This window comes from Cupriavidus sp. CPT47-8839-RL05A (genome assembly GCF_058792255.1).
Genome location: NZ_JBYTEG010000038.1, coordinates 1 through 24,153 on the forward strand (window position 1 = coordinate 1; position 24,153 = coordinate 24,153).

General features: G+C 68.8%; 26 protein-coding genes. 18 read left to right on the top strand and 8 right to left on the bottom strand.

The window, feature by feature from the left end:
• Window positions 1–279: 279 nt before the first annotated feature.
• From AC3WVS_RS30615 to AC3WVS_RS30635, 5 genes are all read left to right on the top strand, one after another.
• Window positions 280–1,953, top strand: coding sequence for an AMP-binding protein (locus AC3WVS_RS30615; protein ID WP_492321655.1), 1,674 nt, complete (start codon window positions 280–282; stop codon window positions 1,951–1,953).
• A 41-nt stretch (window positions 1,954–1,994) separates the two neighbouring features.
• Window positions 1,995–2,381, top strand: a complete 387-nt coding sequence (locus tag AC3WVS_RS30620) for a DUF488 domain-containing protein (protein ID WP_340522989.1) — start codon at window positions 1,995–1,997, stop codon at window positions 2,379–2,381.
• Window positions 2,382–2,438: 57 nt separating this feature from the next.
• On the top strand, window positions 2,439–3,683 hold the full coding sequence (locus tag AC3WVS_RS30625) for a nucleoside recognition domain-containing protein (protein ID WP_492321656.1): 1,245 nt from the start codon (window positions 2,439–2,441) through the stop codon (window positions 3,681–3,683).
• A gap of 397 nt (window positions 3,684–4,080) precedes the next feature.
• Entirely contained in the window at window positions 4,081–6,198 is a 2,118-nt protein-coding gene (locus AC3WVS_RS30630; RefSeq protein WP_492321657.1) for an FUSC family protein, read from the top strand.
• A gap of 112 nt (window positions 6,199–6,310) precedes the next feature.
• Complete coding sequence (locus AC3WVS_RS30635; RefSeq protein WP_492321658.1) at window positions 6,311–6,589, top strand: DUF1488 family protein; 279 nt, start codon at window positions 6,311–6,313, stop codon at window positions 6,587–6,589.
• A 55-nt stretch (window positions 6,590–6,644) separates the two neighbouring features.
• Here AC3WVS_RS30635 and AC3WVS_RS30640 read toward each other — a convergent pair whose 3' ends face one another.
• Complete coding sequence (locus AC3WVS_RS30640; RefSeq protein ID WP_492321659.1) at window positions 6,645–7,115, bottom strand: universal stress protein; 471 nt, start codon at window positions 7,113–7,115, stop codon at window positions 6,645–6,647.
• A 204-nt stretch (window positions 7,116–7,319) separates the two neighbouring features.
• Between AC3WVS_RS30640 and paaA the strand changes: the two genes are divergently transcribed.
• The 7 genes from paaA to AC3WVS_RS30675 all read left to right on the top strand — a co-directional run bounded on the left by paaA (window position 7,320) and on the right by AC3WVS_RS30675 (window position 12,846).
• A complete protein-coding gene (paaA, locus tag AC3WVS_RS30645) occupies window positions 7,320–8,339 on the top strand; it encodes a 1,2-phenylacetyl-CoA epoxidase subunit PaaA (RefSeq protein ID WP_010813470.1) in 1,020 nt (339 codons plus the stop codon).
• Window positions 8,340–8,367: 28 nt separating this feature from the next.
• Window positions 8,368–8,655: a 1,2-phenylacetyl-CoA epoxidase subunit PaaB gene (gene paaB, locus AC3WVS_RS30650; RefSeq protein WP_010813469.1), complete on the top strand. Its 288-nt coding sequence runs from the start codon at window positions 8,368–8,370 to the stop codon at window positions 8,653–8,655.
• A 10-nt stretch (window positions 8,656–8,665) separates the two neighbouring features.
• On the top strand, window positions 8,666–9,517 hold the full coding sequence (gene paaC, locus AC3WVS_RS30655) for a 1,2-phenylacetyl-CoA epoxidase subunit PaaC (RefSeq protein ID WP_492321660.1): 852 nt from the start codon (window positions 8,666–8,668) through the stop codon (window positions 9,515–9,517).
• A 31-nt stretch (window positions 9,518–9,548) separates the two neighbouring features.
• Complete coding sequence (gene paaD / locus AC3WVS_RS30660) at window positions 9,549–10,109, top strand: 1,2-phenylacetyl-CoA epoxidase subunit PaaD (RefSeq protein ID WP_492321661.1); 561 nt, start codon at window positions 9,549–9,551, stop codon at window positions 10,107–10,109.
• Between the two features lie 27 nt (window positions 10,110–10,136).
• The gene (gene paaE / locus AC3WVS_RS30665; protein ID WP_492321662.1) at window positions 10,137–11,222 is read left to right on the top strand and encodes a 1,2-phenylacetyl-CoA epoxidase subunit PaaE; all 1,086 of its coding nucleotides are present in this window, start codon (window positions 10,137–10,139) and stop codon (window positions 11,220–11,222) included.
• Window positions 11,223–11,416: 194 nt separating this feature from the next.
• Window positions 11,417–12,220: a DUF1835 domain-containing protein gene (locus tag AC3WVS_RS30670; protein WP_010813465.1), complete on the top strand. Its 804-nt coding sequence runs from the start codon at window positions 11,417–11,419 to the stop codon at window positions 12,218–12,220.
• 8 nt (window positions 12,221–12,228) lie between these two features.
• The gene (locus AC3WVS_RS30675) at window positions 12,229–12,846 is read left to right on the top strand and encodes a TetR/AcrR family transcriptional regulator (RefSeq protein ID WP_010813464.1); all 618 of its coding nucleotides are present in this window, start codon (window positions 12,229–12,231) and stop codon (window positions 12,844–12,846) included.
• Between the two features lie 27 nt (window positions 12,847–12,873).
• Here the strand turns inward: AC3WVS_RS30675 and kefC are convergent, their stop codons facing one another.
• Together kefC and kefF are read right to left on the bottom strand one after the other, a co-directional pair.
• Complete coding sequence (gene kefC / locus AC3WVS_RS30680; protein WP_492321663.1) at window positions 12,874–14,688, bottom strand: glutathione-regulated potassium-efflux system protein KefC; 1,815 nt, start codon at window positions 14,686–14,688, stop codon at window positions 12,874–12,876.
• Window positions 14,685–15,239, bottom strand: coding sequence for a glutathione-regulated potassium-efflux system oxidoreductase KefF (kefF, locus tag AC3WVS_RS30685; RefSeq protein ID WP_492321664.1), 555 nt, complete (start codon window positions 15,237–15,239; stop codon window positions 14,685–14,687). Before kefF ends, kefC begins: the two co-directional genes overlap by 4 nt.
• A 335-nt stretch (window positions 15,240–15,574) precedes the next feature.
• On the opposite strand from kefF, the gene AC3WVS_RS30690 reads away from it, so the two are divergent.
• Complete coding sequence (locus tag AC3WVS_RS30690) at window positions 15,575–16,273, top strand: GNAT family N-acetyltransferase (protein ID WP_010813461.1); 699 nt, start codon at window positions 15,575–15,577, stop codon at window positions 16,271–16,273.
• A 98-nt stretch (window positions 16,274–16,371) separates the two neighbouring features.
• Here the strand turns inward: AC3WVS_RS30690 and AC3WVS_RS30695 are convergent, their stop codons facing one another.
• The 5 genes from AC3WVS_RS30695 to AC3WVS_RS30715 form a co-directional block, all read right to left on the bottom strand.
• Window positions 16,372–16,866 carry an Lrp/AsnC family transcriptional regulator gene (locus tag AC3WVS_RS30695; RefSeq protein ID WP_010813460.1) on the bottom strand — a complete coding sequence of 165 codons (495 nt, stop codon included), beginning with the start codon at window positions 16,864–16,866 and terminating at the stop codon, window positions 16,372–16,374.
• A 402-nt stretch (window positions 16,867–17,268) separates the two neighbouring features.
• Window positions 17,269–17,865: an EF-hand domain-containing protein gene (locus tag AC3WVS_RS30700; protein ID WP_492321665.1), complete on the bottom strand. Its 597-nt coding sequence runs from the start codon at window positions 17,863–17,865 to the stop codon at window positions 17,269–17,271.
• Window positions 17,866–18,017: 152 nt separating this feature from the next.
• Window positions 18,018–18,719 (bottom strand): type II secretion system protein N, encoded by a 702-nt coding sequence (locus AC3WVS_RS30705; protein ID WP_492321666.1) that lies wholly within the window; start codon window positions 18,717–18,719, stop codon window positions 18,018–18,020.
• Between the two features lie 114 nt (window positions 18,720–18,833).
• Complete coding sequence (locus tag AC3WVS_RS30710; protein WP_492321667.1) at window positions 18,834–20,054, bottom strand: globin domain-containing protein; 1,221 nt, start codon at window positions 20,052–20,054, stop codon at window positions 18,834–18,836.
• Window positions 20,055–20,147: 93 nt separating this feature from the next.
• Window positions 20,148–20,600 carry an RrF2 family transcriptional regulator gene (locus AC3WVS_RS30715; RefSeq protein ID WP_492321668.1) on the bottom strand — a complete coding sequence of 151 codons (453 nt, stop codon included), beginning with the start codon at window positions 20,598–20,600 and terminating at the stop codon, window positions 20,148–20,150.
• 218 nt (window positions 20,601–20,818) lie between these two features.
• Here AC3WVS_RS30715 and gspG point away from each other — a divergent pair, with 218 nt between their 5' ends.
• Genes gspG through gspK form a run of 5 tightly spaced genes read left to right on the top strand, consistent with a single transcriptional unit; the run spans window position 20,819 to window position 23,954 of the window.
• Window positions 20,819–21,286 carry a type II secretion system major pseudopilin GspG gene (gspG, locus tag AC3WVS_RS30720; RefSeq protein WP_010813455.1) on the top strand — a complete coding sequence of 156 codons (468 nt, stop codon included), beginning with the start codon at window positions 20,819–20,821 and terminating at the stop codon, window positions 21,284–21,286.
• A 29-nt stretch (window positions 21,287–21,315) separates the two neighbouring features.
• Entirely contained in the window at window positions 21,316–21,816 is a 501-nt protein-coding gene (locus AC3WVS_RS30725; RefSeq protein WP_492321669.1) for a GspH/FimT family pseudopilin, read from the top strand.
• A complete protein-coding gene (gene gspI / locus AC3WVS_RS30730; protein WP_492321670.1) occupies window positions 21,813–22,235 on the top strand; it encodes a type II secretion system minor pseudopilin GspI in 423 nt (140 codons plus the stop codon). Before AC3WVS_RS30725 ends, gspI begins: the two co-directional genes overlap by 4 nt.
• Window positions 22,213–22,917: a PulJ/GspJ family protein gene (locus AC3WVS_RS30735; RefSeq protein WP_492321671.1), complete on the top strand. Its 705-nt coding sequence runs from the start codon at window positions 22,213–22,215 to the stop codon at window positions 22,915–22,917. The genes gspI and AC3WVS_RS30735 overlap by 23 nt, the downstream gene beginning before the upstream one ends.
• A complete protein-coding gene (gspK, locus tag AC3WVS_RS30740) occupies window positions 22,914–23,954 on the top strand; it encodes a type II secretion system minor pseudopilin GspK (RefSeq protein ID WP_492321672.1) in 1,041 nt (346 codons plus the stop codon). The genes AC3WVS_RS30735 and gspK overlap by 4 nt, the downstream gene beginning before the upstream one ends.
• Window positions 23,955–24,153 lie beyond the last annotated feature (199 nt).

Consider the following 24,153-nt stretch of genomic DNA (forward strand, 5'->3'; position numbering starts at 1 on the left):
CATCCCGGTCGACCCCGCAACCCTTGCTGCGTCTGCTTTGCAGCGCTGCGTTGTGTTGCGAGGGGGCGAATATTAAGGGACGCAGGAGCGACTGGCAAGCGATTTCGCGAAATAATTCGAAGTCCTCGCAAAAGCGGCGCACGAGGCGCAAATGTCGCGGTGGTGACAGCATCCAGCGGCGCCTCGGCGTAAGCTGAGGCCGTGGGCGTTGGCCCAACCCGAGACGCCTTCTTTATATATAGACGTCGAATGCCAAGCAGAGCAGTTGAAGGAGACAAGATGACCCGACCCGTGACGCCCGGCCTCTCCCTGGTCGCCGGCAGCACCGACATCCCCCTGTCTGATGAGACGATTCCGGCATTGCTGGCGCGCACGGTCGCCGCAAACCCGGGCGGCCCGGCGGTGGTGTTCCGCGAGCATGGTGTGCGCTGGAGCTGGGCGGAGTTCAGCGACCAGGTCGATCGCCTGGCCAGCGGCCTGCTCCGGCGCGGGATCCAGCCGGGCGACCGCGTCGGCATCTGGGCGCCGAACCGGCCCGAATGGCTGGTGACCCAGTTCGCCACCGCGCGCATCGGCGCCATCCTGGTCAATATCAATCCGGCCTACCGCCAGGCGGAGCTGGAATACGCGCTGAACAAGGCGGGCGTGCGCATGCTGATCACGGCCGCGCGTTTCAAGACCAGCGACTACCTGGCCACCCTCCAGGCGCTGGCACCGGAGCTGGCCGAAGCCGAGCCGGGTGCGCTGCGCGCCGCCCGGCTGCCCCGGCTGCAGTGGGTGATCCGCATGGGAGGCGAGGCGACGCCCGGCATGCTCAATTACGACGCACTGCTGGCCGAACCCGATACTGCGCGCCTGGACGCGGTGACCGCCACGCTCTCCGCGCTTGACGCCATCAATATCCAGTTCACCAGCGGCACCACCGGCAACCCCAAGGGCGCCACCCTGACGCATCACAACGTGGTCAACAACGGCCGCTTTGTCGCCATGGCGATGCGACTTGGCGACAGTGACGTACTGTGCATCCCGGTGCCGCTCTATCACTGCTTCGGCATGGTGCTGTCGGTGCTGGCCTGCGTCTCGGTCGGCGCCTGCATGGTGTTCCCGGGCGAGGCCTTCGATCCGCTCGCGACCATGCAGGCGGCCAGCGAGGAACGCTGCACCGCCCTGCATGGCGTGCCGACCATGTTTATCGCCCAGCTGGACCATCCGGAGTTCAGCCGCTTCGACTTCTCGACCCTGCGCACCGGCATCATGGCCGGCGCCCCCTGCCCGATCGAGGTCATGAAACGCGTGGTGGCGGACATGCATATGTCGGAGGTCACCATTGCCTATGGCATGACCGAGACCAGCCCGGTCTCGTTCCAGAGCGCCACCGACGATCCGCTGGACAAGCGCGTCGCCACCGTCGGCCGGGTGCAGCCGCACCTGGAATGCAAGGTGGTCGACGCCCTCGGCGAGGTCGTGCCGACCGGCGCCACCGGCGAGCTCTGCACCCGCGGCTATTCCGTGATGCAAGGCTACTGGGAAGACGACGAGCGCACCCGCGAGGCCATCCGCGACGGCTGGATGCACACCGGCGACCTCGCCACCATTGACGACGAGGGCTACTGCAACATCGTCGGCCGGGTCAAGGACATGCTGATCCGTGGCGGCGAGAACATCTACCCGCGCGAGATCGAGGAATTCCTGTTCCGCCATCCCAAGGTGCAGGCAGTGCAGGTCTTTGGCGTGCCTGACCAGAAGTACGGCGAGGAGGTCTGCGCCTGGATCGTGCTCAAAACCGGCCAGAGCGCCACCGAGGAAGAGATCCGGACGTTCTGCCGAGACCAGATTGCCCACTACAAGATTCCGCGCTATATCCGCTTTGTCTCGGAAATGCCGATGACTGTGACGGGCAAGGTGCAGAAGTTTGTCATGCGCGACACCATGATTCATGATCTGGGACTTTAGCCGGACGCACACGCGTCGGCGGACATGAGCGGGACCCCTCCATGACCATCCGAATCGTAAGACTGGGCACGCCGCGCGCGGCCGATGAAGGCCTGCGCATCGGCACTGTGCGCCGGCCGCCGCGGGGCGTGCCCAAATCCGAGTTTGCCAGCCGCGATTTCTACGATGTCTGGTATCCCGTGCTGTCGCCATCGCCCGAGTTGGTGGCCCAGGCGCTGCAGGCCACCGATGACAAGCAATGGCGGGCGTTCGTGCGGCACTTCCGCAAGGAAATGGCCGAGCCGGACGCCAGCCGCACGCTCGACCTGCTGGCGGCGCTGTCGCACCAGACCAATTTCTCGGTAGGCTGCTACTGCGAGAACGAGGCGCACTGCCACCGCTCGATCCTGCGCGAGCTGCTGGCCGAACGCGGGGCCGTGATCGGCTGAGCTGCACGCCGTGCCGGGAATCTCCCCGGCTTCGATTTCCCCGCTTCCCGCATTCCGATGGCCCTGAACGTTGTCTGGCTCGGTTTCTTCCTGATTTCCTTTGTCGCCGCCTGCGTCCGCCTGGCCAGCGGCGATCTCACCGTGTTCCCGGCGATGCTGGCGAGCCTGTTCGACAGCGCGCGCACGGCCTTCGAGATCGCGCTCGGCCTGGCCGGGGTGATGAGCCTGTGGCTCGGCATCATGCGGGTCGGCGAGCGCGCCGGCGTGGTCGATGCCTTCGCCCGGCTGGTGAACCCGCTGCTGCGCCATTTCTTCCCCGGCGTGCCGCAGGGGCATCCGGCCCAGGGGGCGATGATGATGAACGTGTCGGCCAACCTGCTCGGGCTGGACAATGCCGCCACGCCGCTCGGCCTGAATGCCATGCGCGAGCTGCAGACGCTGAACCGGCGTCCGGACGTGGCCACCAATGCGCAGATCATGTTCATCGTGCTGAATACGGCCGGGCTGACGCTGATCCCGACCTCGGTGATCGCGATCCGGCAGGCCATTGCGGTCAAGCAGGGGCTGGTGGGTTTCAATGCGGCCGATATCTTCCTGCCGACGCTGCTGGCCACCGGCGGCTCATGCCTGGCCGGCCTGCTGGCGGTGGCGTGGGTGCAGCGGCTGAACCTGCTGCGCCCGGCCGTGCTGGTGGCGTTCGGACTGGTCGCGGCGCTGCTGGGCGGGATGTTCGCCTGGCTGCGGCACGCGCCGCCGGAGCAGGTGGGCAGCGTGACGGCACTGGCCGGCGCCGGCTTCATCCTGTCGCTGATCACGCTGTTCCTGGTCTGCGGCGCGCTGCGGCGGGTCAATGTCTATGAAGCCTTTATCGATGGCGCCAAGGAAGGTTTTGGCGTCGCCGTGCAGATCATTCCCTACCTGGTGGCGATCCTCGTAGCCATCGGCCTGTTCCGGGCCACCGGCTGCATGGACGTGCTGATGGGCTGGCTGACGCTGGGCTTTGCCCAGCTGGGCGTCAATACGGACTTCGTGCCGGCACTGCCGGTCGGGCTGATGAAGATCCTGTCCGGCGCCGGCGCGCGCGGGCTGATGGTGGATGTGATGACGACCTATGGCGTGGACTCGTTCCAGGGAAGGCTGGCGGCGATCATCCAGGGCTCGACCGAGACCACTTTCTATGTGCTGGCGGTCTACTTCGGCAGCATCAATGTGCGCAATACGCGCCACGCACTGGGTTGTGCACTGGTGGCCGATGCTGCCGGGATCATGTGTGCCGTAGGTGCCGCATATCTGTTCCGCTAGGGACATGAATGGTCCGAAACCGGATTTTGTCGCATCGATACAACACCATTGTGCGCAATGTCGGACATTGACACATGACCACTTGGTGCGTCGCAACAAACCGTGTATATTGGAGTCTGTCTCCTCCACCACCTCGGTGGATTCCAACCCACGCACAACCTGCGTGGGTTTTTTTTCGCCTTCGCGCCGAAACTGTCACAACCCCTGTGTACGTTTGCGCCTGCTGGCGCAGCAATCGTGCTTGGATCCTCGCCACGGGGCTTGCTCGCGCCACCTTGGTGCGGCGACCTGATGCTGCGGCCGACAGGCCAGTTTTGTTGCAACGCAGCAAACGGTATCGTAGAGTGGTCTCACGACGGGCGCCCGACCGGGCAGGCCCGCGTGGATCCCGGCCCGCATGTTCGCCTCCGCCCTCCTTGCCCGCTATTGGCCTGACCCCGTGCTGCTCCGGCGCGGGATCATCTATGCACTGTCGTTCCTGGCCCTTGCCGGTATTGGCTGGCTGACCGGGGATGCAGGCTACCTGTGGTCGGCAACGGCCTCGATCTGGACCTGCCTGGCGGACCGGCAAGGCACGGCGTCGGCACGGCTATCCAGCCTGGGAGCGGTCGGCATTGGCGGGGCGGTAGCCAGCGCGCTGGGCGCGGCCGTCGCGCCTTCGCCCTGGCTGGCCGTACTGGTCGTGATGGCGGGAGGGCTTGCCGCAGGCCTGGCAGAGACGCGCGGCCCGGCCAGTGCGCTGGCGGCCAAGCTGCTTTATGTCGTGCTGGTGGCCGCGTGCCTGCAGCCTGCGGCCGGGCCTGAGCTCGCCGTGCAGGCCCTGCAAAGCGGGCTCGACTTCCTGCGCGGCGGCGTGTTCGCGTGCCTGGCTTGCCTGGCACTGATCCCGTCGACCCGCGACGACCGGCCACGCACCGAGATCGTGGCCGCCTACGACGCGCTGGTCCGGCTCGCCACGGCACTCGCCGACACCCGCCACGGCAATGACCTCGCCGCCTGCAAGCAGGACATCCGCAACCGCATCGAGGCTGCGCGCGGGGCCATCGAGGCCCGACGCAGCCTGCACGACGCCAGCACGCTCCTGCACTATGGCTATGCCGTGGGTGTCGCCGACGCCCTGTTTGCGCTGCTGATCGTCGCGGGCGAGCTGCGCGAGCGCGCCGGCACCGCCCAGGGCTTGCCGATGCAGCCGCCGTTGCGTCATATCGCACGCTGCATCGCCGACGCCCGCGAGCAAGTTGGCCAGGCCCTGGCGCGGCACGCGCCCGACCTGCCGGCCTTGAGCGCGGCGCTGCGCCACGAACTGCGGCGCCTGACCGCGCCCGTGGCCAATGCCAGCGCCCCGCCCCCCTACCAGTCGGCACTATCCGCCCTGGCGCGCCATCCGGATTTCGACCGATGGCGCGCGAGCTTCCGCTGGCCGCGGCGCGGCATCGGGCACGGGCTGGCGCAGATGCTGCGCGGGCTGGCCGACCACGCCGCAGGCGATGCCCTGGCCACGCGCCACGCCCTGCGCCTGGCGCTGGCCGGCAGCCTCAGCCTGCTGCCGGCGCAGTGGTGGCGGCTGGACCATGGCTATTGGGTGGCGGTGACCGTGATTATGGTGCTCAGCCCCCAGTTGCAGACTACCCGGCAGGTTTCCGTGAAACGCTTTGCGGGCTCGCTGGCTGGCGCATTGTGCGCCTGTGTGATCGGCCTGCTCCATCCGGCGCCGGTGGTAGCGCTGGGCATCAGCGCGGCCTTCCTGGCCGGAGCCTATGCCAGCCGCCTTGCCGGGCAGCCCGGGGCGTTCGCGTTCTGCCTGACACCGGCCGTGATCCTGTTCTCATGGGTGGGCGCGCCGGCCGTCGACAGCAGCCACTTTGCCGCGCTGCGCGGCATCGATACCGCGCTGGGCTGCCTGATCGCGCTGGCCACGTACTATGTGCTGGCACCGCGCGTGGAGATGTCGCGCGTGTTCCGCCATGCCGTCGACGCGGTGGCGGTCAACGCGGTCTACCTGCGAGCCGCTTTCGCGGCCAGCCGCGTGGCTGAGGCCACGACGCCGCTTGCCGTGCCGCGGCTGGAAGCCTTGCGCATTGCCGCCGGACGGGCTTCCACCCGCGCCGAACTCACGCTGGCACAGACCGCCGGCGCGCTGGCGCCGGACTATGCCGGGGCCTACCAGCGCGTGCATGCGAGCGCGCGCCGCATGGCCGCGCTGGCCGGCGTGGTGCGAGCCGGGGTAGAGTCGGGCGTTTTCACGCTTCCCGCCGGCGCTGAAGTGCGCGCGCTCCTGACGCAGCTGGAAGCCCAACTGGCCGAGCTGGCGATGCGGCCGGGCCTGGCAGACACTGCCGGCGATACCGAGCGCCCTGCGCTGCTACCCGCTGCCGCGCTCGACGCCTTCCTGGCGGAACAGGCCGACTACGCCGCCGCGCATATCGCCGCCGCCCATGCCGCGGTGGCGGACCTGCGCACGCTGGGCGCGGCCGCGCGCAAGCCGCCGGTGCGCCGGCGGGCACACAGCACCTGAGCGGCGTCAAGAAAGAAGCTTGCCGGCCCGGCCAGCGTACTGGCCGGGCTTTACGGAACGCGGCAATGGCCTATATTGATCTAATACGCCCGCCGCCAGCACGAGGCACGCCATGTCCGACATCACGTTCCCTCGCAGCCTCCCGACCTACTGCGCAGCCAGCCTCACGCTGTCCTGCCCCGCCACGGTCAACGGCAGTCCCACCCTGTATTCCGTCACCGCCGAGGCCCTCGAGGCCCATTTCGGCGCGCGTTCGCCGCGCGAGGAAGACCTGGTCGCAGCCTTCACCAGCAACCGCCAGCGCATCGAGCGCCTGGCCGAAAGCCTGTTCGAGCTGACCGAGGCGCGCGAGATCGTGCTGCGCAGCGGCCATTTCCGCTTCTCCGGCTGAGTCCCGTCGCGTGCCCTGGCGTCCCCCGATCGGGGGCATGATTTCAGTCGGCCGTTCAGTCAGCCTTCGCCTCGCCGCGCACCAGCAGCACCGGCATGGTGGACTGGCGTATCACCGCCTCGGCCACGCTGCCCAGCATCAGACGGCGCACGCCGCGGCGTCCGTGCGTGCCGATCACCAGCAGGTCGGCGCCCCATTGGCGCGCGGCCTCGTTGATCGAGGCCCCCATGTCGCCTGGCACCGGCGCTTCGGTCACCAGCCGGGTTTCATGCGCCACGCCGGCCGCGGCCAGCCGCTGCGAGGCGGCCTGCAGCGCGCGCTGCCCGCTTTCCTCGAACGCCTTCTGTAGCTGGCTCGGATCGTAGTACCCGGCATCGAACATGGGCGTGCCGGTGTCCACGACATAGAGCGCCAGCACGGTGGCGCCGCCCGGGGCCGCCACGCGTATGGCTTCGCCCAGCGCCAGGTCGGACGTGCTGCTGCCGTCCACCGCCACCACGATCTTGCTGTATGCCGCGCTAGTCATAGGAATTGCCTCCGTTGGAAAGGGATGGCGGCGGTAACGCCGCCTGGCTTCGATACTACACGTGCGGCAGCCGCCACGAGGCGAGCGGGATCAAGCCACGGCCACGGTAGCGGGCTTTCCCTTAAATTGACCGACCGGTCGGCATATATATAATAGGGCCAGCACTGCCCGCGATCCGAGCGGCATCCCGTCAGAGGAGACACCATGTACACGCAGAGTCTTGACCTGCCCGGCCAGCACGCCGATACGGCACCGGCCAGCGCGCCCCAGGACGAAGCCGCCCGCCAGGCCGCGTTCGACGCCTGCATGGCCGCCGACGGCAAGATCGAGCCGCAGGACTGGATGCCGCAGGCCTACCGCAAGACCCTGGTGCGCCAGATCTCGCAGCATGCGCACTCGGAGATCGTCGGCATGCTGCCGGAGGGCAACTGGATCAGCCGGGCCCCGTCGCTCAAGCGCAAGGCCATCCTGCTAGCCAAGGTGCAGGATGAAGGCGGCCATGGGCTCTACCTGTATTCCGCCGCCGAGACGCTCGACGCCTCGCGCGATGACCTGGTCGACGCGCTGCACAGCGGCAAGGCCAAGTATTCGTCGATCTTCAACTACCCGACGCTGACCTGGGCCGACGTGGGCGTGATCGGCTGGCTGGTCGACGGCGCGGCGATCATGAACCAGATCCCGCTGTGCCGCTGCTCGTACGGCCCGTATGCGCGCGCCATGATCCGCATCTGCAAGGAAGAGTCGTTCCACCAGCGCCAGGGCTTCGACGCGCTGCTGGCGATGATGCGCGGCACCGAGGCCCAGCGCGAGATGGTGCAGGACGCGGTCGACCGCTGGTGGTTCCCGGTGCTGATGATGTTCGGCCCGCCCGACGCGGCCTCGACCAACAGCGCCCAGACCATGGCCTGGGGCATCAAGCGCATCTCCAACGACGACCTGCGCCAGAAGTTTGTCGATGCCACGGTCGAGCAGGCCCGCGTGCTGGGCGTGACCCTGCCCGACCCCGGCCTGCAATGGAATGCCGAGCGCGCCCACTATGACTACAGCCCGCTGGACTGGGATGAGTTCTGGCGTGTGATCAACGGCGACGGCCCCTGCAACAAGGAGCGCCTGGCCACCCGCGTGAAAGCGCACGAGGACGGCGCCTGGGTGCGCGAGGCCGCGCTGGCGCACGCCGCCAAGGTGGCCGAACGCGAAGCCCGCGCCAGCCGCGCCGCGGCCTGAACACCGCGCCCGAGGACGGAGACAAACGATGCAACGCAAGGAATGGCCGCTGTGGGAAGTGTTCGTACGCAGCAAGCAAGGCCTGGAACACAAGCATTGCGGCAGCCTGCACGCCGCCGACGCGCAGCAGGCGCTGCACATGGCGCGCGACGTCTATACGCGGCGCCAGGAAGGCGTGTCGATCTGGGTGGTGCCGTCAGCGTCCATCACCGCCAGCGTGCCCGAGGAAAAGCCGGAGCTGTTCGACCCGATGGCCGACAAGATCTACCGGCATCCGACGTTCTACCAGCTGCCCGACGAAGTCAACCACATGTAAGGCCCGCACCATGACTGCGTCCCCACAGCCGACCGCGCCCGCCTCGCTCGACCACCTGCCGCCGGCACGCACCGCGGGCTTGCGCTACGTGCTGCGCCTGGCCGACAACGCCCTGGTCCTGGGCCAGCGCAACGCCGAATGGTGTGGCCACGGCCCGGTGCTGGAAGAAGACATCGCACTGGCCAACATCAGCCTGGACCTGATCGGCCAGGCGCGGCTGCTGTACGGCCGCGCCGGCGAACTGGAAGGCGAGCTGACCGGCCTGCCCCGCCATGAGGACGACTACGCCTACTGGCGCGCCGAGCGCGACTTCCGCAACTGGACGCTGCTGGAGCTGCCGCACCGCGGCCCGCTGGCCGGCAACGCCGCCGCCGAGCGCGACTACGCCGTCACCATCATGCGCAACTTCCTGTACAGCGCGCTGATGGTCGAGCTGTGGGAAGCATTGCTGGCCAGCCGCGCCGACCAGCTGGGCGCGATCGCCGCCAAGTCGGTCAAGGAAGCGCGCTACCACCTGCACCACGCGGCTGGCTGGGTAGTGCGCCTGGGCGACGGCACCGAGGCATCGCACGCGCGCATGCAGCGCGCGCTGGAGCACCTGCTGCCCTATATGAACGAGTGCTTTGCCGAGGACGCGGTCGAAACCGAGGCCGCCGCGCAGGGCATCGGCGTGGTCACGGCCACGCTGCGCCCGGCCTGGAACGCCACCGTCGCCGAGACGCTGCAGGCCGCCACGCTGGACTTGCCCCAGGCCACGAGCTTTGTCTCGACCGGCAAGCACGGCGTGCACTCCGAACACATGAGCTACCTGCTGGGCGAGATGCAGGGGCTGGCGCGGGCCCATCCGGGCGCGCAGTGGTAAGCGCACGCTTCGGCGTAAAGGGTTGACCAACATGAATATCGCCGCCTTCCCCCTGCGCAACGACCGCGCCACCGATGGCCGCATCGCGCGTGCATGGGCGGCGCTGGAGGCGGTGCCGGACCCGGAGATCCCGGTGGTGTCGATCCGCGACCTGGGCATCCTGCGCGATGTCCTGACCGCCGCCGACGGCACGCTTGAGATCGTTATCACGCCCACCTATTCCGGCTGCCCGGCGATGTCGCAAATCGCCGAGGACATCGGCCGGGCGCTGGACGGCGCCGGGCTGGCGCCGTGGCGCATCCGCACCGTGCTGGCGCCGGCCTGGACCACCGACTGGATCACCCCGGCCGCGCGCGAGCGCCTGCGCGCCTTCGGCATAGCGCCGCCGGGCCAGTGCGGCACGCCGGCCGCGGCGCAGCCATTGCGCTTTGTGCCTCGCGCCGCCCGCGCGGGCGCGCCCGATGCCGTGGCCTGCCCGCGCTGCGGCAGCATGCATACGCAGGAAATCTCGCGCTTTGCCTCGACCGCCTGCAAGGCGCTGTACCGGTGCCTGGACTGCCGCGAGCCGTTCGACTATTTCAAACCCTACTGAGCCCCGCCGGGCCGAAGCCAGGCTGCCATGACTCCACAGTTCCATCCGCTGCGCGTGGCGCAGGTGCGCCCCGAGACCGCCGACACCATTTCGATCGCCTTCGAGGTGCCGGACACGCTGCGCGATGCCTACCGCTTCACCCAGGGCCAGTTCCTGACGCTGAAGGCGCCGGTCGAAGGCAAGGACCTGCGCCGCTCGTACTCGATCTGCTCGGCGGTGCAGGACTATGACGAGCACGGCGAGCTGCGCGTGGCGGTCAAGCTGGTCGAGGACGGACTCTTTTCCACGCACCTGCATGACTCCATCGCCCCGGGCCAGGTGATCGACGTGATGACCCCCGACGGCCGCTTCCACGTGCCGCTCGATGCCGGCGCCGCGCGCCACTACGTGGCCTTTGCCGCCGGCAGCGGCATCACGCCGGTGCTGTCGCTGATCCGCACCACGCTGCAGGCCGAGCCGCACAGCCGCTTCACGCTGGTCTATGGCAACCGCAACGTCGACAGCATCATCTTCTCCGAGGCGCTGGAAGACCTGAAGAACCAGTACCTGGCGCGTTTCACGCTCTACCACGTGCTGTCGCGCCAGCCGCAGGAGGTGGACCTGCTGCATGGCCGGCTCGACCATGCCCGCGTGACCGCCTTCCTGCAGGCCCTGATCCCCGTGGAAGACATCGACGCGGCCTTTGTCTGCGGGCCGGCCTCGATGATCGACGAGGCCGAGGCGGCGCTGCGCGACGCGGGCGTCGACCCGCACCGCATCCACGCCGAGCGCTTCGGTGTGCCGCTGGCCCAGGCCAGGCGCAAGCCGGCCCCGGCACACGCCGACCATGCCGGCACCGCCGAGCTGGTGGTGGTGCTCGACGGCAAGCAGCACAGCATGCGCCTGCCGCTGGAAGACGCCGTGCTGGACACCGCGCTGGCCGCCGGCCTGGACCTGCCTTTTGCCTGCAAGAGCGGCGTCTGTTGCACCTGCCGCGCCAAGGTGCTGGAGGGCCAGGTGGACATGGAAAAGAACTACACGCTCGAGCCGTGGGAGATGGAAAAGGGCTTCGTGCTCACCTGCCAGGCGCGGGCGCTGACGCCGCGGGTGGTGGTCAGCTACGACGAACGCTGATCCGGGCACGCCGGGGCGTGCGTATTCAGACAATTGCCGACATTGGCCAGCACCGGCCGTGACTACAATGGCGGCAGGCGGCTTCCGGCTGGCCCGATGCTTGCAGGACAGTGACCGGGCGGGCGGCGATCGCGCCTGTCGCACCGCCGCCGCGGCGGTGCCAGCGAACCGTCCACCCATATACAATCACGGCCATGCAATATATCCACGTCGTCAACGGTGATGTAGCAGGCACGACCCTGCGCCAGGCCCTGGCCCAGGCTGCGCGGCCGGACCCTGTCGTGGTGCTGCGCGACGACCTGGCGGTAGGCCCGCTGGCCGACATCGACAGCACCGGTCTGATCCGCTCCGGCTTCTGGCAGCGGGTCGCCCCGCATACCGACATCGATTTCGGCGCCGAGATGCGCCAGGCGCTGGACCAGCTCCAGGGACTGCGCCAGGACAACATGGAAGTGGCCATCTGGCACGGCCAGAGCGCGGCCGACCAGCTGATGCTGCGCCGGGTGGTGTTCCACCTGTACCAGGCGCCGCAGCGGATCAATGAAGTCGCCATGGACCTGCGCGAGCTGGAAATGCCCGCGCAGGGCAACCTGGCAGCGATCGGCATGTACACGCCCGCGCGGCTGGCGCGGCGCTTTTCCACCATCGCCCCGGTCTCGGTGCTGCGCCTGGGCCGCCTCGGCTACGAGTGGCAGCAGAACGTCAAGGAAAACGCCGACGTGCGGCTCTGGAAGGGCAACACGCTGGTGCCGGCGGCCTACCACACCATCGACGAGATCATCATGGAACGCGCCCCGTCCGAGTGGACGCCCGCGGCGCAGATGGTGGGCAGCGTGATGGGCGCGATCGAGGGTCTGCTGGCCAGCGACTGGTTCGTGTTCTGGCGCTGCCGCGAGCTGATCGCCATGGGCCAGCTGGTGCTGCGCGGCAATGCTGACTCGCTCGATACCTGCGAACTGCGCCGCCATCTCGGCAGCGGTGGCACCGGCGGCGAATAAACGAGAATATGGCCCGTACCAAGGCACCCGATTTCGAGGCGCAGCGCGAGCAGATCCTTGACCTGGCCGCCGCCGCCTTTGCCAACAGCAGCTACCCCAGCACCTCGATGGCCGACCTGGCCGCCGCCTGCGGCACCTCCAAGGCGCGGCTGTACCACTATTACGAGAGCAAGGAAGCGATCCTGTTCGACCTGCTGGACCGCTACACGCGCCGGCTGATGCTGCTCGTCACTGAAGTGGAGGCCGACGCCGAGCGCCACGCGCGCACCGACAAGGAAGCCTTCGGCAACCTGATCCGCGCCTTCCTGGCCGAGTACGAAACCTCGCAGACGCGCCATATCGCGCTGATCAACGACGTCAAGTTCCTGGCCGAGACCCAGCGCGACCTGATCCTGGGCCGCGAGCGCGACGTGGTCGCGGCGTTCTCGCGCCTGCTGCGCCGGGCCTACCCGGAGCGCGTCACGCGCGAGAACCAGACTGCGCTGACCATGACCATCTTCGGCATGATCAACTGGACCTTCACCTGGCTCAAGCCGGGCGGCCGGTTGTCCTATGCAGAGTTTGCCGAGATGGTGGTCGACCTGCTCGAAGGCGGCCTGCCCGGCCGGGCCGCGGCCGCGCGCTGACGCGGCGCCGGCCCGCCGCCCTGCCGCTCACATCCACTCGGCCTCTTCGCGCTGGCGCCGCTGCTCGCGGTCCTGGCGGAACATCTCTTCCAGTTCGTCGCGCGCCTGGCGCGCCAGCGAGACCAGCTTCTTCTGGTCGGTGTAGTGCGGATAGAAGCGGTCGATCGCCTGGATGTTGTGGCGCCGGAAACGCAGTGCCACGTTGCGGGCCTCGGCCGGATCGAAACCCAGCCCCTCCAGCACGCGGCGGCCCAGCATCAGCGAGCCCTCGAACATCTCGCGCTCGAACAGGTGCACGCCGCGGTCCTTGAGCTGGTAGATATGTGACACATGGCGCGCCCGGGCGTAGATCTGCAGCTCCGGAAAGCGCTGGCGCACGCGGTCGATCAGTTCCAGGCTTTCGTCCATGCCGTCGATGGCGACCACCAGGATGCGCGCGTCGGCAATGCCCGCGGCCTCCAGCAGGTCCAGCCGGGTGGCGTCGCCATAGAAGACCTTGAAGCCGTACTGGCGCAGGAACTCGATCTGGTCGGGGTCGTGGTCCAGCACCGTCACGCCCACACCCTGCGTGTACAGCAGGCGGCCGACGATCTGGCCGAAGCGCCCGAAGCCGGCGATCAGCACCGGATTGTGCTGCGGCGTGATGGCCTCGTCCGGGCGGGCCTTGCCGCTGCCCAGGCGCGGCGCCACCAGCCGGTCATAGGCCAGCAGCAGCAAGGGCGTGGCCACCATCGACAGCGCCACCACCAGCACCAGCAGGGCCTCGGTCTCGCGCGGCAGCAGGCCGGCGGTGCCGGCCACGCCGAACACCACGAAAGCGAACTCACCGCCCTGCGAGATCAGCAGCGCAAACAGCAGCCGCTGCCCGCGGGCGATGGCGAAATGCCGCGCCAGCAGCGCCAGCACCGCGGTCTTGGCAACCACGAAGGCGGCCACCAGACCCAGCACCAGCCAGGGCGAGTGTGCCAGCACGGCAAAGTCGATCGACATGCCGACAGCCATGAAGAACAGGCCCAGCAGCAGGCCCTTGAACGGCTCCAGGTCGGCCTCGAGCGCATGGCGGTATTCCGAATCGGCCAGCAGCACGCCGGCCACGAAGGTGCCCAGCGCCATCGACAAGCCCACCGCGTCCATCATCAACGCAATGCCCACCACCAGCAGCAGCGCAAACGCCGTGAACATCTCGCGCATGTCGGTGCGGGCGATAAAGCGCAGCGCCGGGCGCACCAGGTAGCGGCCCCCGACCACCACCGCACCGATCACCGCCACCGCCTTGCCCGCCGCCAGCCAGCCGGCCGCGCCCGAACCCGCGCCTGCGGCGCCCTGCGTGGCCAGCAGCGGCAACAGCGCGATCATCGGGATCGCGGCGATGTCCTGGAACAGCAGGATGCCGAAGCTGGCCGCCCCCGCCGGCGTGCCGAAGAGATTGCGCTCGGTCAGTGTCGCCAGCGCGATCGCGGTGGACGACAACGCCAGTCCCAGGCCCGCCACCAGCGCCACCTGCCACGGCGCACCCGCCAGCGCCGCCGCCGCGCCGATCACCAGCGCGCACGCAGCCAGCTGCGCGCCGCCGTAGCCAAAGATGCTCCGGCGCAGCGCCCACAGCTTGCGCGGCTCCAGCTCCAGGCCGATGACGAACATCATCAGCACCACGCCGAACTCGGAAAAATGCAGGATCGATTCGACATTGGTCACCAGGCGCAACGCAAACGGCCCGATCGCCGCCCCCGCCAGCAGGTAGCCCAGCACCGCGCCCAGGCCACTGCGCCGCGCCAGCGGCACCGCCACCACCGCCGCCACCAGGAACACCAGCAGCGCTATCAGGAAGTCGTGCTGGTTCATGCCTGCCCCCCCGCCGGCGCGGCGCCGGTGCCCAGCCGCCCGCAGACGTGGGCGATATGCTCGGCCAGTGCCTGGGCATCGGCATTGTTGGCGTCGTGCAGCACCACCGGCGGCAGCCAGCTCATGCCGCACAGCAAAGCGGTCTGTTCCAGCGGCAGCAGGAAGTCCCCGATCGGGTGGCCATGGGTGCCGTCCGGCCCGTAGGAATCGGCGGTGCCGCCGGTGCTCACCACCGCCAGCAAGGACTTGCCACGCAGCGCGGTGCCGCCGGGGCCATAGGCCCAGCCTGGCTCCAGTACCTCGTCGAGCCACAGCTTGAGCAGCGCCGGCACGCTGTACCAGCGCACCGGGAACTGCAGCACGATGGTGTCGGAGACCGACAGCACGCGCTGCTCGGCGACGACGTCGATGTCATAGTCGACATAGCTGCCGTAGAGATCGCGTACCTGTACCTGCGGCAGCGCGGCCAAGGCATCGGCCAGCGGACGGTTGACGCGCGAACGGCTGGGCGTGGGGTGCGCGTAGATCACAACGATTGGGGGCTCGGTCATCAAAGGCGATCGGCTAGGCAAGGGGAAGTCAGACGGACATGCGGGAGAACGCGGGATTGCGGCGTTGCACCAAATCCACATCCGGCACCACGCAACAATTCATCACATTTTTTCAAGCTGTTGATTTTATTCGATTTTTATTGATGCTATGGTGAGACGGCGGCCTGCTGCGATGCGGGAAGCTTACGCCGAACTGACAATTCCACTACAATACTTTTGGCGCCGCATCAAGATGGTGTTTCCCCCGAGTCTTGCACCGAGCCAGGGAAAAGTGCCTGGCGGAACACCAACGCAGTGCTATTTTTATCTGTGACTGCACTAGGAAGGAAATAATCGTGAACCCGCTCGAACTGAGCAAGGCCGTCGGCGCACTGACCGACGAAGATCTGCGCAAGGCAGCCGAAGCCGCACAGGCCACCCACCGCGCCACCGTACTGGTGCGCGAGCTGGCGGCCCACCACCGCTCGCGCCTGCTGAAGCATTTCCTCGCCCTGGGCGAGGAGGATCGCCTGCTCCGTTTTGGCCAGTCCGTGGGCGACCACGTGATCGAAGCCTATGTCGACAGCATCGACTTCGACCATGACAGCGTGTTCGGCGTCTACGACGACAAGCTCGAACTGATCGGCGTGGGCCACTTCGCCAACCTGCGCGACAACGCCCAGGGCCGCGTGGCGGAGTTCGGCGTGTCGGTGTCGGGCAGCGCCCGCGGGCGCGGCATCGGCAGCGCGCTGTTCGAGCGTGCCGCGATCCATGGCCGCAATACCAATGTGCGCACGCTGTACATGCACTGCCTGTCGCGCAACGCAGCGATGATGCACATTGCCAAGAAGGCCGGCATGAAGGTCCAGTACGCCTACGGCGAGGCCGATGCCTACCTGGAACTGCCGCCGGCCGATACCGCCAGCCGCCTGACCGAAGCGCTGGACGAGCAGCTCGCCGACCTGGACTACGCGGTGCGCCGCAACCTGCGCGACGCGCGCCGCTTCGGGCTGCGCTTCTGGCGCACCATGGTGCCGCAGAAGCACACTGCCTGAGTCCGCTGAACTCCCCCGGGCCCGCTTGATGCGGGTTCCACGCCAACGGCGCATCGTAACGATGCGCCGTTCTTGTTTGCAGCCTCAGGTTTGCCGCATCAAGCCGCGCCGCCCACCGGCAGCGCCGTGGTGTCCTTGATGCTTTCCAGCGCAAAGCTGGAGCGCACGTCGATCACCGACGGGTGCGCCAGCAACTGCTCCTGCATGAAGCGCGCGAAGTGTTCCATGTCTTCCACGTAGACCTTGAGCAGCAGGTCCATCTCGCCGGTCATGGCGTGGCACGCGGCTACCTCCGGCCAGACCGCGATCGAGGCGCGGAACAGGTCCAGCGGAGCCTTGCCCTTGGGCGCGCCGCCATGCTTTTCCAGCCGGACATTGATATAGGCCAGCAGGCCAAGTCCGATCTTGTTGGGCTCCAGCAGCGCTGCGTACTGCCGGATCACGCCGATCTCCTCCAGCCGCCGGATGCGGCGCAGGCAGGGGCTGGGCGACAGGTTGACGCGCTCGGCCACCTCCAGGTTGGTCAACCGGCCGTTGGTCTGCAGCACTTCCAGGATCTTCCGGTCGATCTTGTCCAACTCCACCTTGCTCACGATATTGTTGCTCCGCAATATGTTTATTGGCAATTTTTTTGCGCAAATTTAGCAAGCCGTGCACAAGTACGCAATTTTTTGTGAAATTACGTCCGATTCAGGGCCGATTCTGATGAGCTGGCAGCCTTATCGGTCACTCGCGCGGCAGCCGGTCGGGCTGGGCAGACCTGTGGGGTGGCGCCACCGCAAATCGCGGCCGCGCCCCACCGGCCGGAAGCAGGCAAGGATGGTGCCAAGCCCGGCGAACAGGGAAGCGGCATTCTACGGGCGTTTGCGGGCGAGGTCAGATTCTTCCCAGTGCACGCACAAGGCGAACACGCAAAGAAAAAGCGCGCGAACCCGGAGGCTCGCGCGCTTGGTGAGACCTGGCAAGGTCCGCTGGTGCGGCCCTGCCCGGGCCGGTCAGCCGCCGCTGGTGGACGGGGCGCCCGGTGCCGCGGGCGCCGGCTGGCTGCCCGGTGCCGCCTGGCCACGCGGGCCGCGGTGCGAATGGTCGCGGTGCATCTTTTCCATGCCGGCGCGGATTTCGTCGCGGGTCAGCTTGCCGTCGCGGTTGGCGTCGAGCTGGTCGAAACGCTTGGTCAGGCGCGGCAGGCCGGCGTTGGCCTCAGCCTTGGTCAGCGCGCCGTCGCCGTTCTTGTCGGCAGCCTTGAACTTCTCGTCGAACGCTGCCCGCATGCGCGCATGGCGCTCGGCCATGGTGGCCTTGCGGTGCGCGTCCATCTCGGCCTTGTCGATCTTGCCGTCGCGGTTGGTGTCGAGCTTGTTGAACCAGGCGTCGGCTTCCGCCTTGGAGATCGCGCCATCGCCGTCGGTATCGATTGCCTTCATCCACATGCCGCCACCGTGGTGGTGATGGTGACCCATGCCGGGCTTGGCGGCTGGCGCAGCGGATGGTGCGGGGGCGCTGGCCTGGGCAAATGCGCCACCGGCGACCAGGAGGGCGGCCGATGCGGCCAGGAACTGCTTCAGGATCTGCGGCTTGTGATTGCGTTGCATGTCTTGCTCCTTTTCATCACGTTTGGCATGTACGGATTAGAACGCAGACGATGCGGGGAAGTTGGCGCTTTTAATACGATGTTACCGGGCTCACAGAAAGGCCCGCGCGCCGTAAGGGAACGCAAGCAAGCGCGAATATTTGGCGCCCGGAATCAGTCCTTCGGCGCCAGCTGGCCTTCGCCGGCCGCCTGCGGCGCCATCGCCGGCTGGTACTGGCGCGGATCGACCGGTTGCGGCTGCGGTTGGGCGGGCTGGGCCTGCTGCGCCGGCGCCTGGCCTTGCGGCTGCTGGGCCGGTGCGGCGGGCTGGCTCACCACCGGCGCCGGGGACGGCATCGGCGTTGCCATCGGTGCCGCGGCGCCGGCGGGCGGCGTGGGCAAGGCACCGGCCGCTGCCGGTGCGCCGCGCGCGGCACCGGCCTGCAGCGGCAGCACGATTTCCTGGCGCACGCCGCTGCGCTCGATCACCACCGCACGCTGGCGGATCTCCGCCAGCCGGATCTGCGGCGACAGCTCGGCGCCGGCGCGCACCGCCTTGGGCGGGCCGCCATCGATCGACACGATTGCCGCGCCCGCACCGCCATCCACCTCGGCCACCACGCCGATCAGCTGCACGTCGCGCGGGCCGCCCTGCGCCGAGCCGCCGAACAGCGTCGCGACCGCGCCGGTCTCGACCGCCTCGGTCTGGGCCACGCGCGCGCTCTGCGGCACCGGGATGGTACGCATCGCGCTGAAGGCCAGCACCCAGTGGGTGGCGAGCGCACACAGCGCGATAAACAGCACCAGGCTGGCCAGGCGCGGCAGCCAGGGCGCGGAGGCATCGAAACGGAGCGAAGGCCGGAGGGACAGTTGCATGGGATCGGGACCCTGGATGCCCACAGGGCGGGCAATGGCGCGTGAGCGCGGACGCGCCAAGCCTACCAGAGCCCCATGACACTGTCTGCCGTGCCGGTGCCGCGCCGCCGACCCTTAGAGCAGGTCGTCGAGCAGGTCCGGCCCGAACACCTCGCGCTCGATATGCGCCACCGGCACGCCTGCGCTGACCAGCGCATGGCGCTGCGCCTGCATGAAGCCGAGCGGTCCACACAGGTAAAAGCTGCCGTCGACAAAGCGCTGCAGGTCAGGCTGGCGCAGCAGTTCGGCCACCGGCATGGTGCCGGCGTGGTCGTAGTCGCGACCGGCGACATCGCCCGCTTGCGGGGTTTCATAGCTGATGTGCGTGGCCAGCTGCGGCAGGCGCTCGCGCGCCCATTGCAGGTCGGCGCGATGGGCGTGATGGCGGCCGTCGCGCGCGGCATGGGCAAACAGCACCTGGCGCTGCGAGCGCTGCGCGGCCAGCGTGCGCAGCACCGACAGCATCGGCGTGATGCCGATGCCGGCCGACAGCAGCACCAGCGGACGGCGGCCGTCGAGCGCCGGCGTGAACTCGCCGAACGGCGCGCTCACCTTGAGTTCAGTGCCCTCCTGGGCATTGGCGTGCAGCCAGTTGGACACGGCGCCGGCCGGGGTGCTGCGGTCACCCGCCTCGCGCTTGACCGAGATGCGCCAGGTCGGCAGCCCGCTTTCGGCCGACAGCGAATACTGGCGCAGCTGGCGCTGGCCATCGTCCAGGCGCGCCTCGACGCTGATGTACTGGCCTGGGCGGAACGCACGCAGCGGCTGGCCGTCGGCGGCAGCCAGCGTCAGCGCCACCACCTGGTCGCCCTGCGCCTCGCGCCGCACCACGCGCACCGGCGTCAGCTCGCCTGCGGCCACGCCGGTGCGCTGGTACAGGCGCGCCTCGGCGGCGATCAGCTCGCCGGCCAGCAACCAGTAGGCCTCGTCCCAGGCGGCCAGCAGCGGCGGCGTGGCGGCCTCGCCCAGCACCGCGGAGATGGCGCCCAGCAGGTGGCGGCCGACGATCGGGTAGTGCGAAGGCGTCAGGCCTACGGCCGCATGCTTGTGGACGATGCGCTCGAGCACCGGCCCAAGCGCCGCCGCGTTATCGATATTGGCCGCATAGGCGAACACGGCCGAAGCCAGCGACTGCTGCTGGCTGCCGTTGGCCTGGTTGCCCATGTTGAAAATCTGCGTCAGCTCGGGCCGGTCCGCGAACATCTCGCGGTAGAAATGCGTGGTGATGGCCAGGCCGTGCTCGCGCAGCACGGGGACGCTTGCATCGATATAGGGGCGGGAAGCGGCGGACAGCATCAGGAAACACTCCGTTCTAAATCATGCAAATTAAATGCATGTTTTTGCTCAAAATAAAACCGGCTCTCGCCGGCCCGCGCGGACAGGATCCGCTCAGGCCGAACGCCGGTTCAGGAAATCGCGATGCAGGCGGATGATCGACTCGGCCGTCTGGCTGCCGGTGACATCGGCCAGCGTGACGTCGTCCAGGGCAACGTAGAAAGCCTGCTCGGCCACGTCCAGCGCGCGCTTCAGGCGGCAGTTGCCGTTCAGCGCACAGGGCGGGTTGTCGCAGTCGATCACCGCCTTGTGCCCTTCCAGCTCGCGCAGGATGGTGCCGATGGTCAGCCGCTCCGCGCCGGGCCCCAGCTGCAGGCCGCCGTGGCGGCCGCGCGTGGCGCTGATCCAGCCCAGCTTCGACAGCCGCGCCGCCACCTTGACGAGGTGGTTGTGCGAGATGCCGAACTGCTGCCCCACCTCGGCAATGGTGATCGGCCGGCTGCCGTCGCCACGGGCGACGTACATCAGCAGGCGCAACGCATAGTCGGAAAAGCGGGTCAGTTGCATCGTGACGCCATCTTAAAAAAGATGCATCCAGGATGCAAGTTATTTGGCTGCCGAATGCACGTTCCCAGGAGCTGTGATCCGGATCAGACTTTGCCGAGGTGCCGAAGGGGCCGCCCATAAAACAGTCATGTGGCGCCGGTTATACTGACTGGCGAACCCGGCCCGCCGCCTCCTCACTGGTGCGGGCCCAGCCATTCAAGCCAAGAGGTCCACCGACGATGCGCAGATTCACTCCCCAGATTGCCAGCCCCGCCCGCTCCGTGCGCGCCCGCCGTGCGCGCGGCTTCACCCTGATCGAGATCATGGTCGTGATCGTGATCCTTGGCGTGCTGGCGGCGCTGGTGGTGCCCAAGATCATGAGCCGTCCGGACGAGGCCCGCATCGTGGCCGCGCGCCAGGACATCTCGTCGGTCATGCAGGCGCTCAAGCTGTATCGCCTGGACAACAGCCGCTACCCCACCACCGAACAGGGCCTGGCCGCGCTGGTGGCCAAGCCCACCACCGAGCCCGTGCCCAACAACTGGAAGGGCGGCGGCTACCTGGAAAAGCTGCCCAAGGATCCCTGGGGCCATCCGTACCAGTACCTGAACCCGGGCGTGCGCGGCGAGATCGACGTGTTCAGCTTCGGCGCCGACGGCCAGGCCGGCGGCAACGGCAACGACGCCGACATCGGCAACTGGGAATAAGCGCAGCCCCGCCGCCGCCCCCTGCAACCATGACCACGGCGCCGCGCCGCCGCGCGCCCGGCCCCCGGCGCCGCGGCTTTACGCTGCTCGAGCTGCTGGTGGTCATGGTGATCGCCGGCATCGTGATCTCGCTGGTGGCGGTCAACGCCTCGCCCAATGAACGGAGCCGCGTGCTCGACGACGGCCAGCGCATCGCGCGGCTGTTCGAGCTGGCGCAGGAAGAGGCGCAGCTTGGCGCCCGCCCGCTCGCCTGGGAGGGCGATGCCAGCGGCTGGCGCTTCCTGGAATCGACCCCCAACGGCTGGATCCCCATGCGTACCGACGTGTTTGCCCCGGGCCACTGGCGCCTGGCGCTGGACCAGGTCATCGTCGCCGAAGGGGGCCGCAGCACCGGCACCAGCAGCCCGCCCCGGCTCATCTTCGGGCGCGAGCTGATCGATGCCCCGCAGCGGCTGATCCTGGTGCGCGGCGATATCCGCGTGGACGTTGCCGGCGACGGCAGCGGCCGCTATTTCGCCAGCACGCCATGAAACCCTGCCCTCGCGCTTTGCCCCGCCCGGCCCGGCGCGGGCGCCGCACCGGCTTCACGCTGATCGAAGTGCTGGTGGCGCTGACCATCCTGGCAGTCGCGCTGACCGCGGCGATGCGCGCGATGGGCTCGATGGTCGATGCCAGCGCTTCGCTGCAGGCGCGCATGCTGGCCGAGTGGAGCGCCGAGAACCACCTGGCCGCGCTGCGCCTGGCCAAGACCTGGCCCGAGCCCGGCGTCAGCGGCTATGCCTGCCCGCAGGGCGGCACGCCGCTGTATTGCGAGCAATCCGTCTCGGGCACGCCCAATCCCGTTTTCCGCCGCGTCGAGATCGCGGTCTACCCGTCCGCCACGGACAAATCCGTACGCCTGGCATGGCTGGTCACCATAGTCCCCAATGAAACCCGCAACGTGCTCTGAGCGCCGCCGCCCGCGCCAGCCCGGCGGCTTCACGCTGCTGGAGATGCTGGTCGCCATCACGCTGCTGGCGGTGATGGCGGTGATCGGCTGGCGCGCGCTGGACAGCCTGACGCGCAGCCGCGAGCGCCTCACCGACCACGATGCGCGCCTGGACGCGCTGAAGGTGCTCTACGGCCAGCTCCAGGCCGACTGCGAGCACCTGGCCAACCCCACGCTGCTGCAGGCCAGCCCGGTCGAGATCGGCCAGAACCGGCTGCTGCTGGTGCGCGACCGCCGCGACGAAGGCCAGCCGCCGACCTGGCAGGCGCTGTCATACCAGCTCGACGGCAATACCCTGGTGCGCGTGGCCGCGCCGCCGGTGAACAGCCGCGCCGGCCTGCAGTCGGCCCTGCTGGCGCTGCGCCAGGGCGGCGGCAACACCGCGCAGGTGCGGCGCGTGCTGGCCGACGTGGACGGCATCAGCACGCGCGCATGGGTGGAGCCCGCCGGCTGGCAGGCCGACAGCGGGCGCATCCGCAACGTGCTGTTCACAGGCAACGCCGCCAGCGCCGTGGCTGCCTCCGCGCCCGGCGCCGCGCTGCCCAACACCGCGGTGCGCGCGGTGGAACTGACCATCTTCGCCCGCATGGGCGACGGCGATGCGCCGCGGCAGTTCCAGAAGATCTGCATGACCGGGCTATGAGGCAAGCCAGCCGCCCGCCTCGCCTGGCGCCGTTGCGCCGCCGCCCGCGCGGCGCGGCCGTGGTCACCGCGCTGCTGATCGTGACGCTGGCCGTGGTGGTGGTGTCCGGCATGCTGTGGCGCCAGCAGGTGCAGATCCGCGCCATCGAGAACCAGCGGCTGCTGGCCCAGGCCACCTGGATCGAGCGCGCCGCCGTGGACTGGGCGCGGCTGATCCTGCGCGACGACCAGCGCCGCACCAACGTCGACGAACTGGGCGAGCCGTGGGCGGTGCCGATCGCCGAGACACGGCTGTCGGACTTCCTCGGCGCGGCACTGCGCACCGACGTCGCGGGCGAGACCTCGTTCCTGTCGGGCCGCATCCTGGATGCGCAGGCGCGCCTGAACCTGGCCAACCTGGTGATATGGACCGCCACTGGCGGCGCAGACGGCCAGCCAGGCCGCGCGGCCTCGGTCGACCCGGCGGCGCTGGCCGCATACCGCCGCCTGCTGCAGACGGTCGGCCTGAACCCGGAGCTGGCCGAGACCACGGCGCGCTACATGCTGCAGGCCGCGCAGGGCGGCAATGCCAGCGGGCAGCCGGCGCCGCGCCCGCTGGACAGCGTGCAGGGGCTGATGGCGCTGCCCGGCTACACGCCGGAGATGGTGGCGGTGCTGGAGCCCTTTGTCACCGTGCTGCCCGAGCGCACGCCGGTCAACGCCAACACCGCCGAGGCCGAGGTGCTGGCCGCGGTCATCAACAAGCTGCCGCTGGAGCGCGCGCGCGAACTGGTGCGCCAGCGCGACCGCGCCTACTTCAACAACCTGGGCAACCTGCAGACCCAGCTGGCCGCGGTGGCGCCGCAGGCGGATGCCGCCAACCTCGGCAACCTGCTCGACGTGCGCACGCACTACTTCCTGGTCTACGGACTGGTGCGGCACGAGCGCGCCACCCGGCTGCAGGTGTCGCTGGTCTTCCGCGGCGAGCCGCTGGGTACGGCCAACACCACCCGCGTGGTCTGGATCCAGGATGCGGACCGGCTGCCGGACCTGCGCTAGGCGGCGCCCACCAGGCCAGGCGACAGGCCGAATTTGCACGCGCAGGCAACCGGGGAGAATGGTATTGACGCGGTTTAGTCACACAGGCAAGGTATGCTGCGGCGCTGGCGCGAGCGTGGCACCAGCCTACCCGCCGCCGTCCGGCCTTCCTGGCCGCCCGCCGGCGTCCCCGCACCCCGGCATGTTTCCGACTCCGGGG

Excerpts from the sequence above, each read along its gene's own strand:
- AC3WVS_RS30615 (WP_492321655.1), top strand. The coding sequence starts at position 280 with ATGACCCGACCCGTGACGCCCGGCCTCTCCCTGGTCGCCGGCAGCACC.
- AC3WVS_RS30620 (WP_340522989.1), top strand. The coding sequence starts at position 1,995 with ATGACCATCCGAATCGTAAGACTGGGCACGCCGCGCGCGGCCGATGAA.
- AC3WVS_RS30625 (WP_492321656.1), top strand. The coding sequence starts at position 2,439 with ATGGCCCTGAACGTTGTCTGGCTCGGTTTCTTCCTGATTTCCTTTGTC.
- AC3WVS_RS30630 (WP_492321657.1), top strand. The coding sequence starts at position 4,081 with ATGTTCGCCTCCGCCCTCCTTGCCCGCTATTGGCCTGACCCCGTGCTG.
- AC3WVS_RS30635 (WP_492321658.1), top strand. The coding sequence starts at position 6,311 with ATGTCCGACATCACGTTCCCTCGCAGCCTCCCGACCTACTGCGCAGCC.
- AC3WVS_RS30640 (WP_492321659.1), bottom strand. The coding sequence starts at position 7,115 with ATGACTAGCGCGGCATACAGCAAGATCGTGGTGGCGGTGGACGGCAGC.
- paaA (WP_010813470.1), top strand. The coding sequence starts at position 7,320 with ATGTACACGCAGAGTCTTGACCTGCCCGGCCAGCACGCCGATACGGCA.
- paaB (WP_010813469.1), top strand. The coding sequence starts at position 8,368 with ATGCAACGCAAGGAATGGCCGCTGTGGGAAGTGTTCGTACGCAGCAAG.
- paaC (WP_492321660.1), top strand. The coding sequence starts at position 8,666 with ATGACTGCGTCCCCACAGCCGACCGCGCCCGCCTCGCTCGACCACCTG.
- paaD (WP_492321661.1), top strand. The coding sequence starts at position 9,549 with ATGAATATCGCCGCCTTCCCCCTGCGCAACGACCGCGCCACCGATGGC.
- paaE (WP_492321662.1), top strand. The coding sequence starts at position 10,137 with ATGACTCCACAGTTCCATCCGCTGCGCGTGGCGCAGGTGCGCCCCGAG.
- AC3WVS_RS30670 (WP_010813465.1), top strand. The coding sequence starts at position 11,417 with ATGCAATATATCCACGTCGTCAACGGTGATGTAGCAGGCACGACCCTG.
- AC3WVS_RS30675 (WP_010813464.1), top strand. The coding sequence starts at position 12,229 with ATGGCCCGTACCAAGGCACCCGATTTCGAGGCGCAGCGCGAGCAGATC.
- kefC (WP_492321663.1), bottom strand. The coding sequence starts at position 14,688 with ATGAACCAGCACGACTTCCTGATAGCGCTGCTGGTGTTCCTGGTGGCG.
- kefF (WP_492321664.1), bottom strand. The coding sequence starts at position 15,239 with ATGACCGAGCCCCCAATCGTTGTGATCTACGCGCACCCCACGCCCAGC.
- AC3WVS_RS30700 (WP_492321665.1), bottom strand. The coding sequence starts at position 17,865 with ATGCAACGCAATCACAAGCCGCAGATCCTGAAGCAGTTCCTGGCCGCA.
- AC3WVS_RS30705 (WP_492321666.1), bottom strand. The coding sequence starts at position 18,719 with ATGCAACTGTCCCTCCGGCCTTCGCTCCGTTTCGATGCCTCCGCGCCC.
- AC3WVS_RS30710 (WP_492321667.1), bottom strand. The coding sequence starts at position 20,054 with ATGCTGTCCGCCGCTTCCCGCCCCTATATCGATGCAAGCGTCCCCGTG.
- AC3WVS_RS30715 (WP_492321668.1), bottom strand. The coding sequence starts at position 20,600 with ATGCAACTGACCCGCTTTTCCGACTATGCGTTGCGCCTGCTGATGTAC.
- gspG (WP_010813455.1), top strand. The coding sequence starts at position 20,819 with ATGCGCAGATTCACTCCCCAGATTGCCAGCCCCGCCCGCTCCGTGCGC.
- AC3WVS_RS30725 (WP_492321669.1), top strand. The coding sequence starts at position 21,316 with ATGACCACGGCGCCGCGCCGCCGCGCGCCCGGCCCCCGGCGCCGCGGC.
- gspI (WP_492321670.1), top strand. The coding sequence starts at position 21,813 with ATGAAACCCTGCCCTCGCGCTTTGCCCCGCCCGGCCCGGCGCGGGCGC.
- AC3WVS_RS30735 (WP_492321671.1), top strand. The coding sequence starts at position 22,213 with ATGAAACCCGCAACGTGCTCTGAGCGCCGCCGCCCGCGCCAGCCCGGC.
- gspK (WP_492321672.1), top strand. The coding sequence starts at position 22,914 with ATGAGGCAAGCCAGCCGCCCGCCTCGCCTGGCGCCGTTGCGCCGCCGC.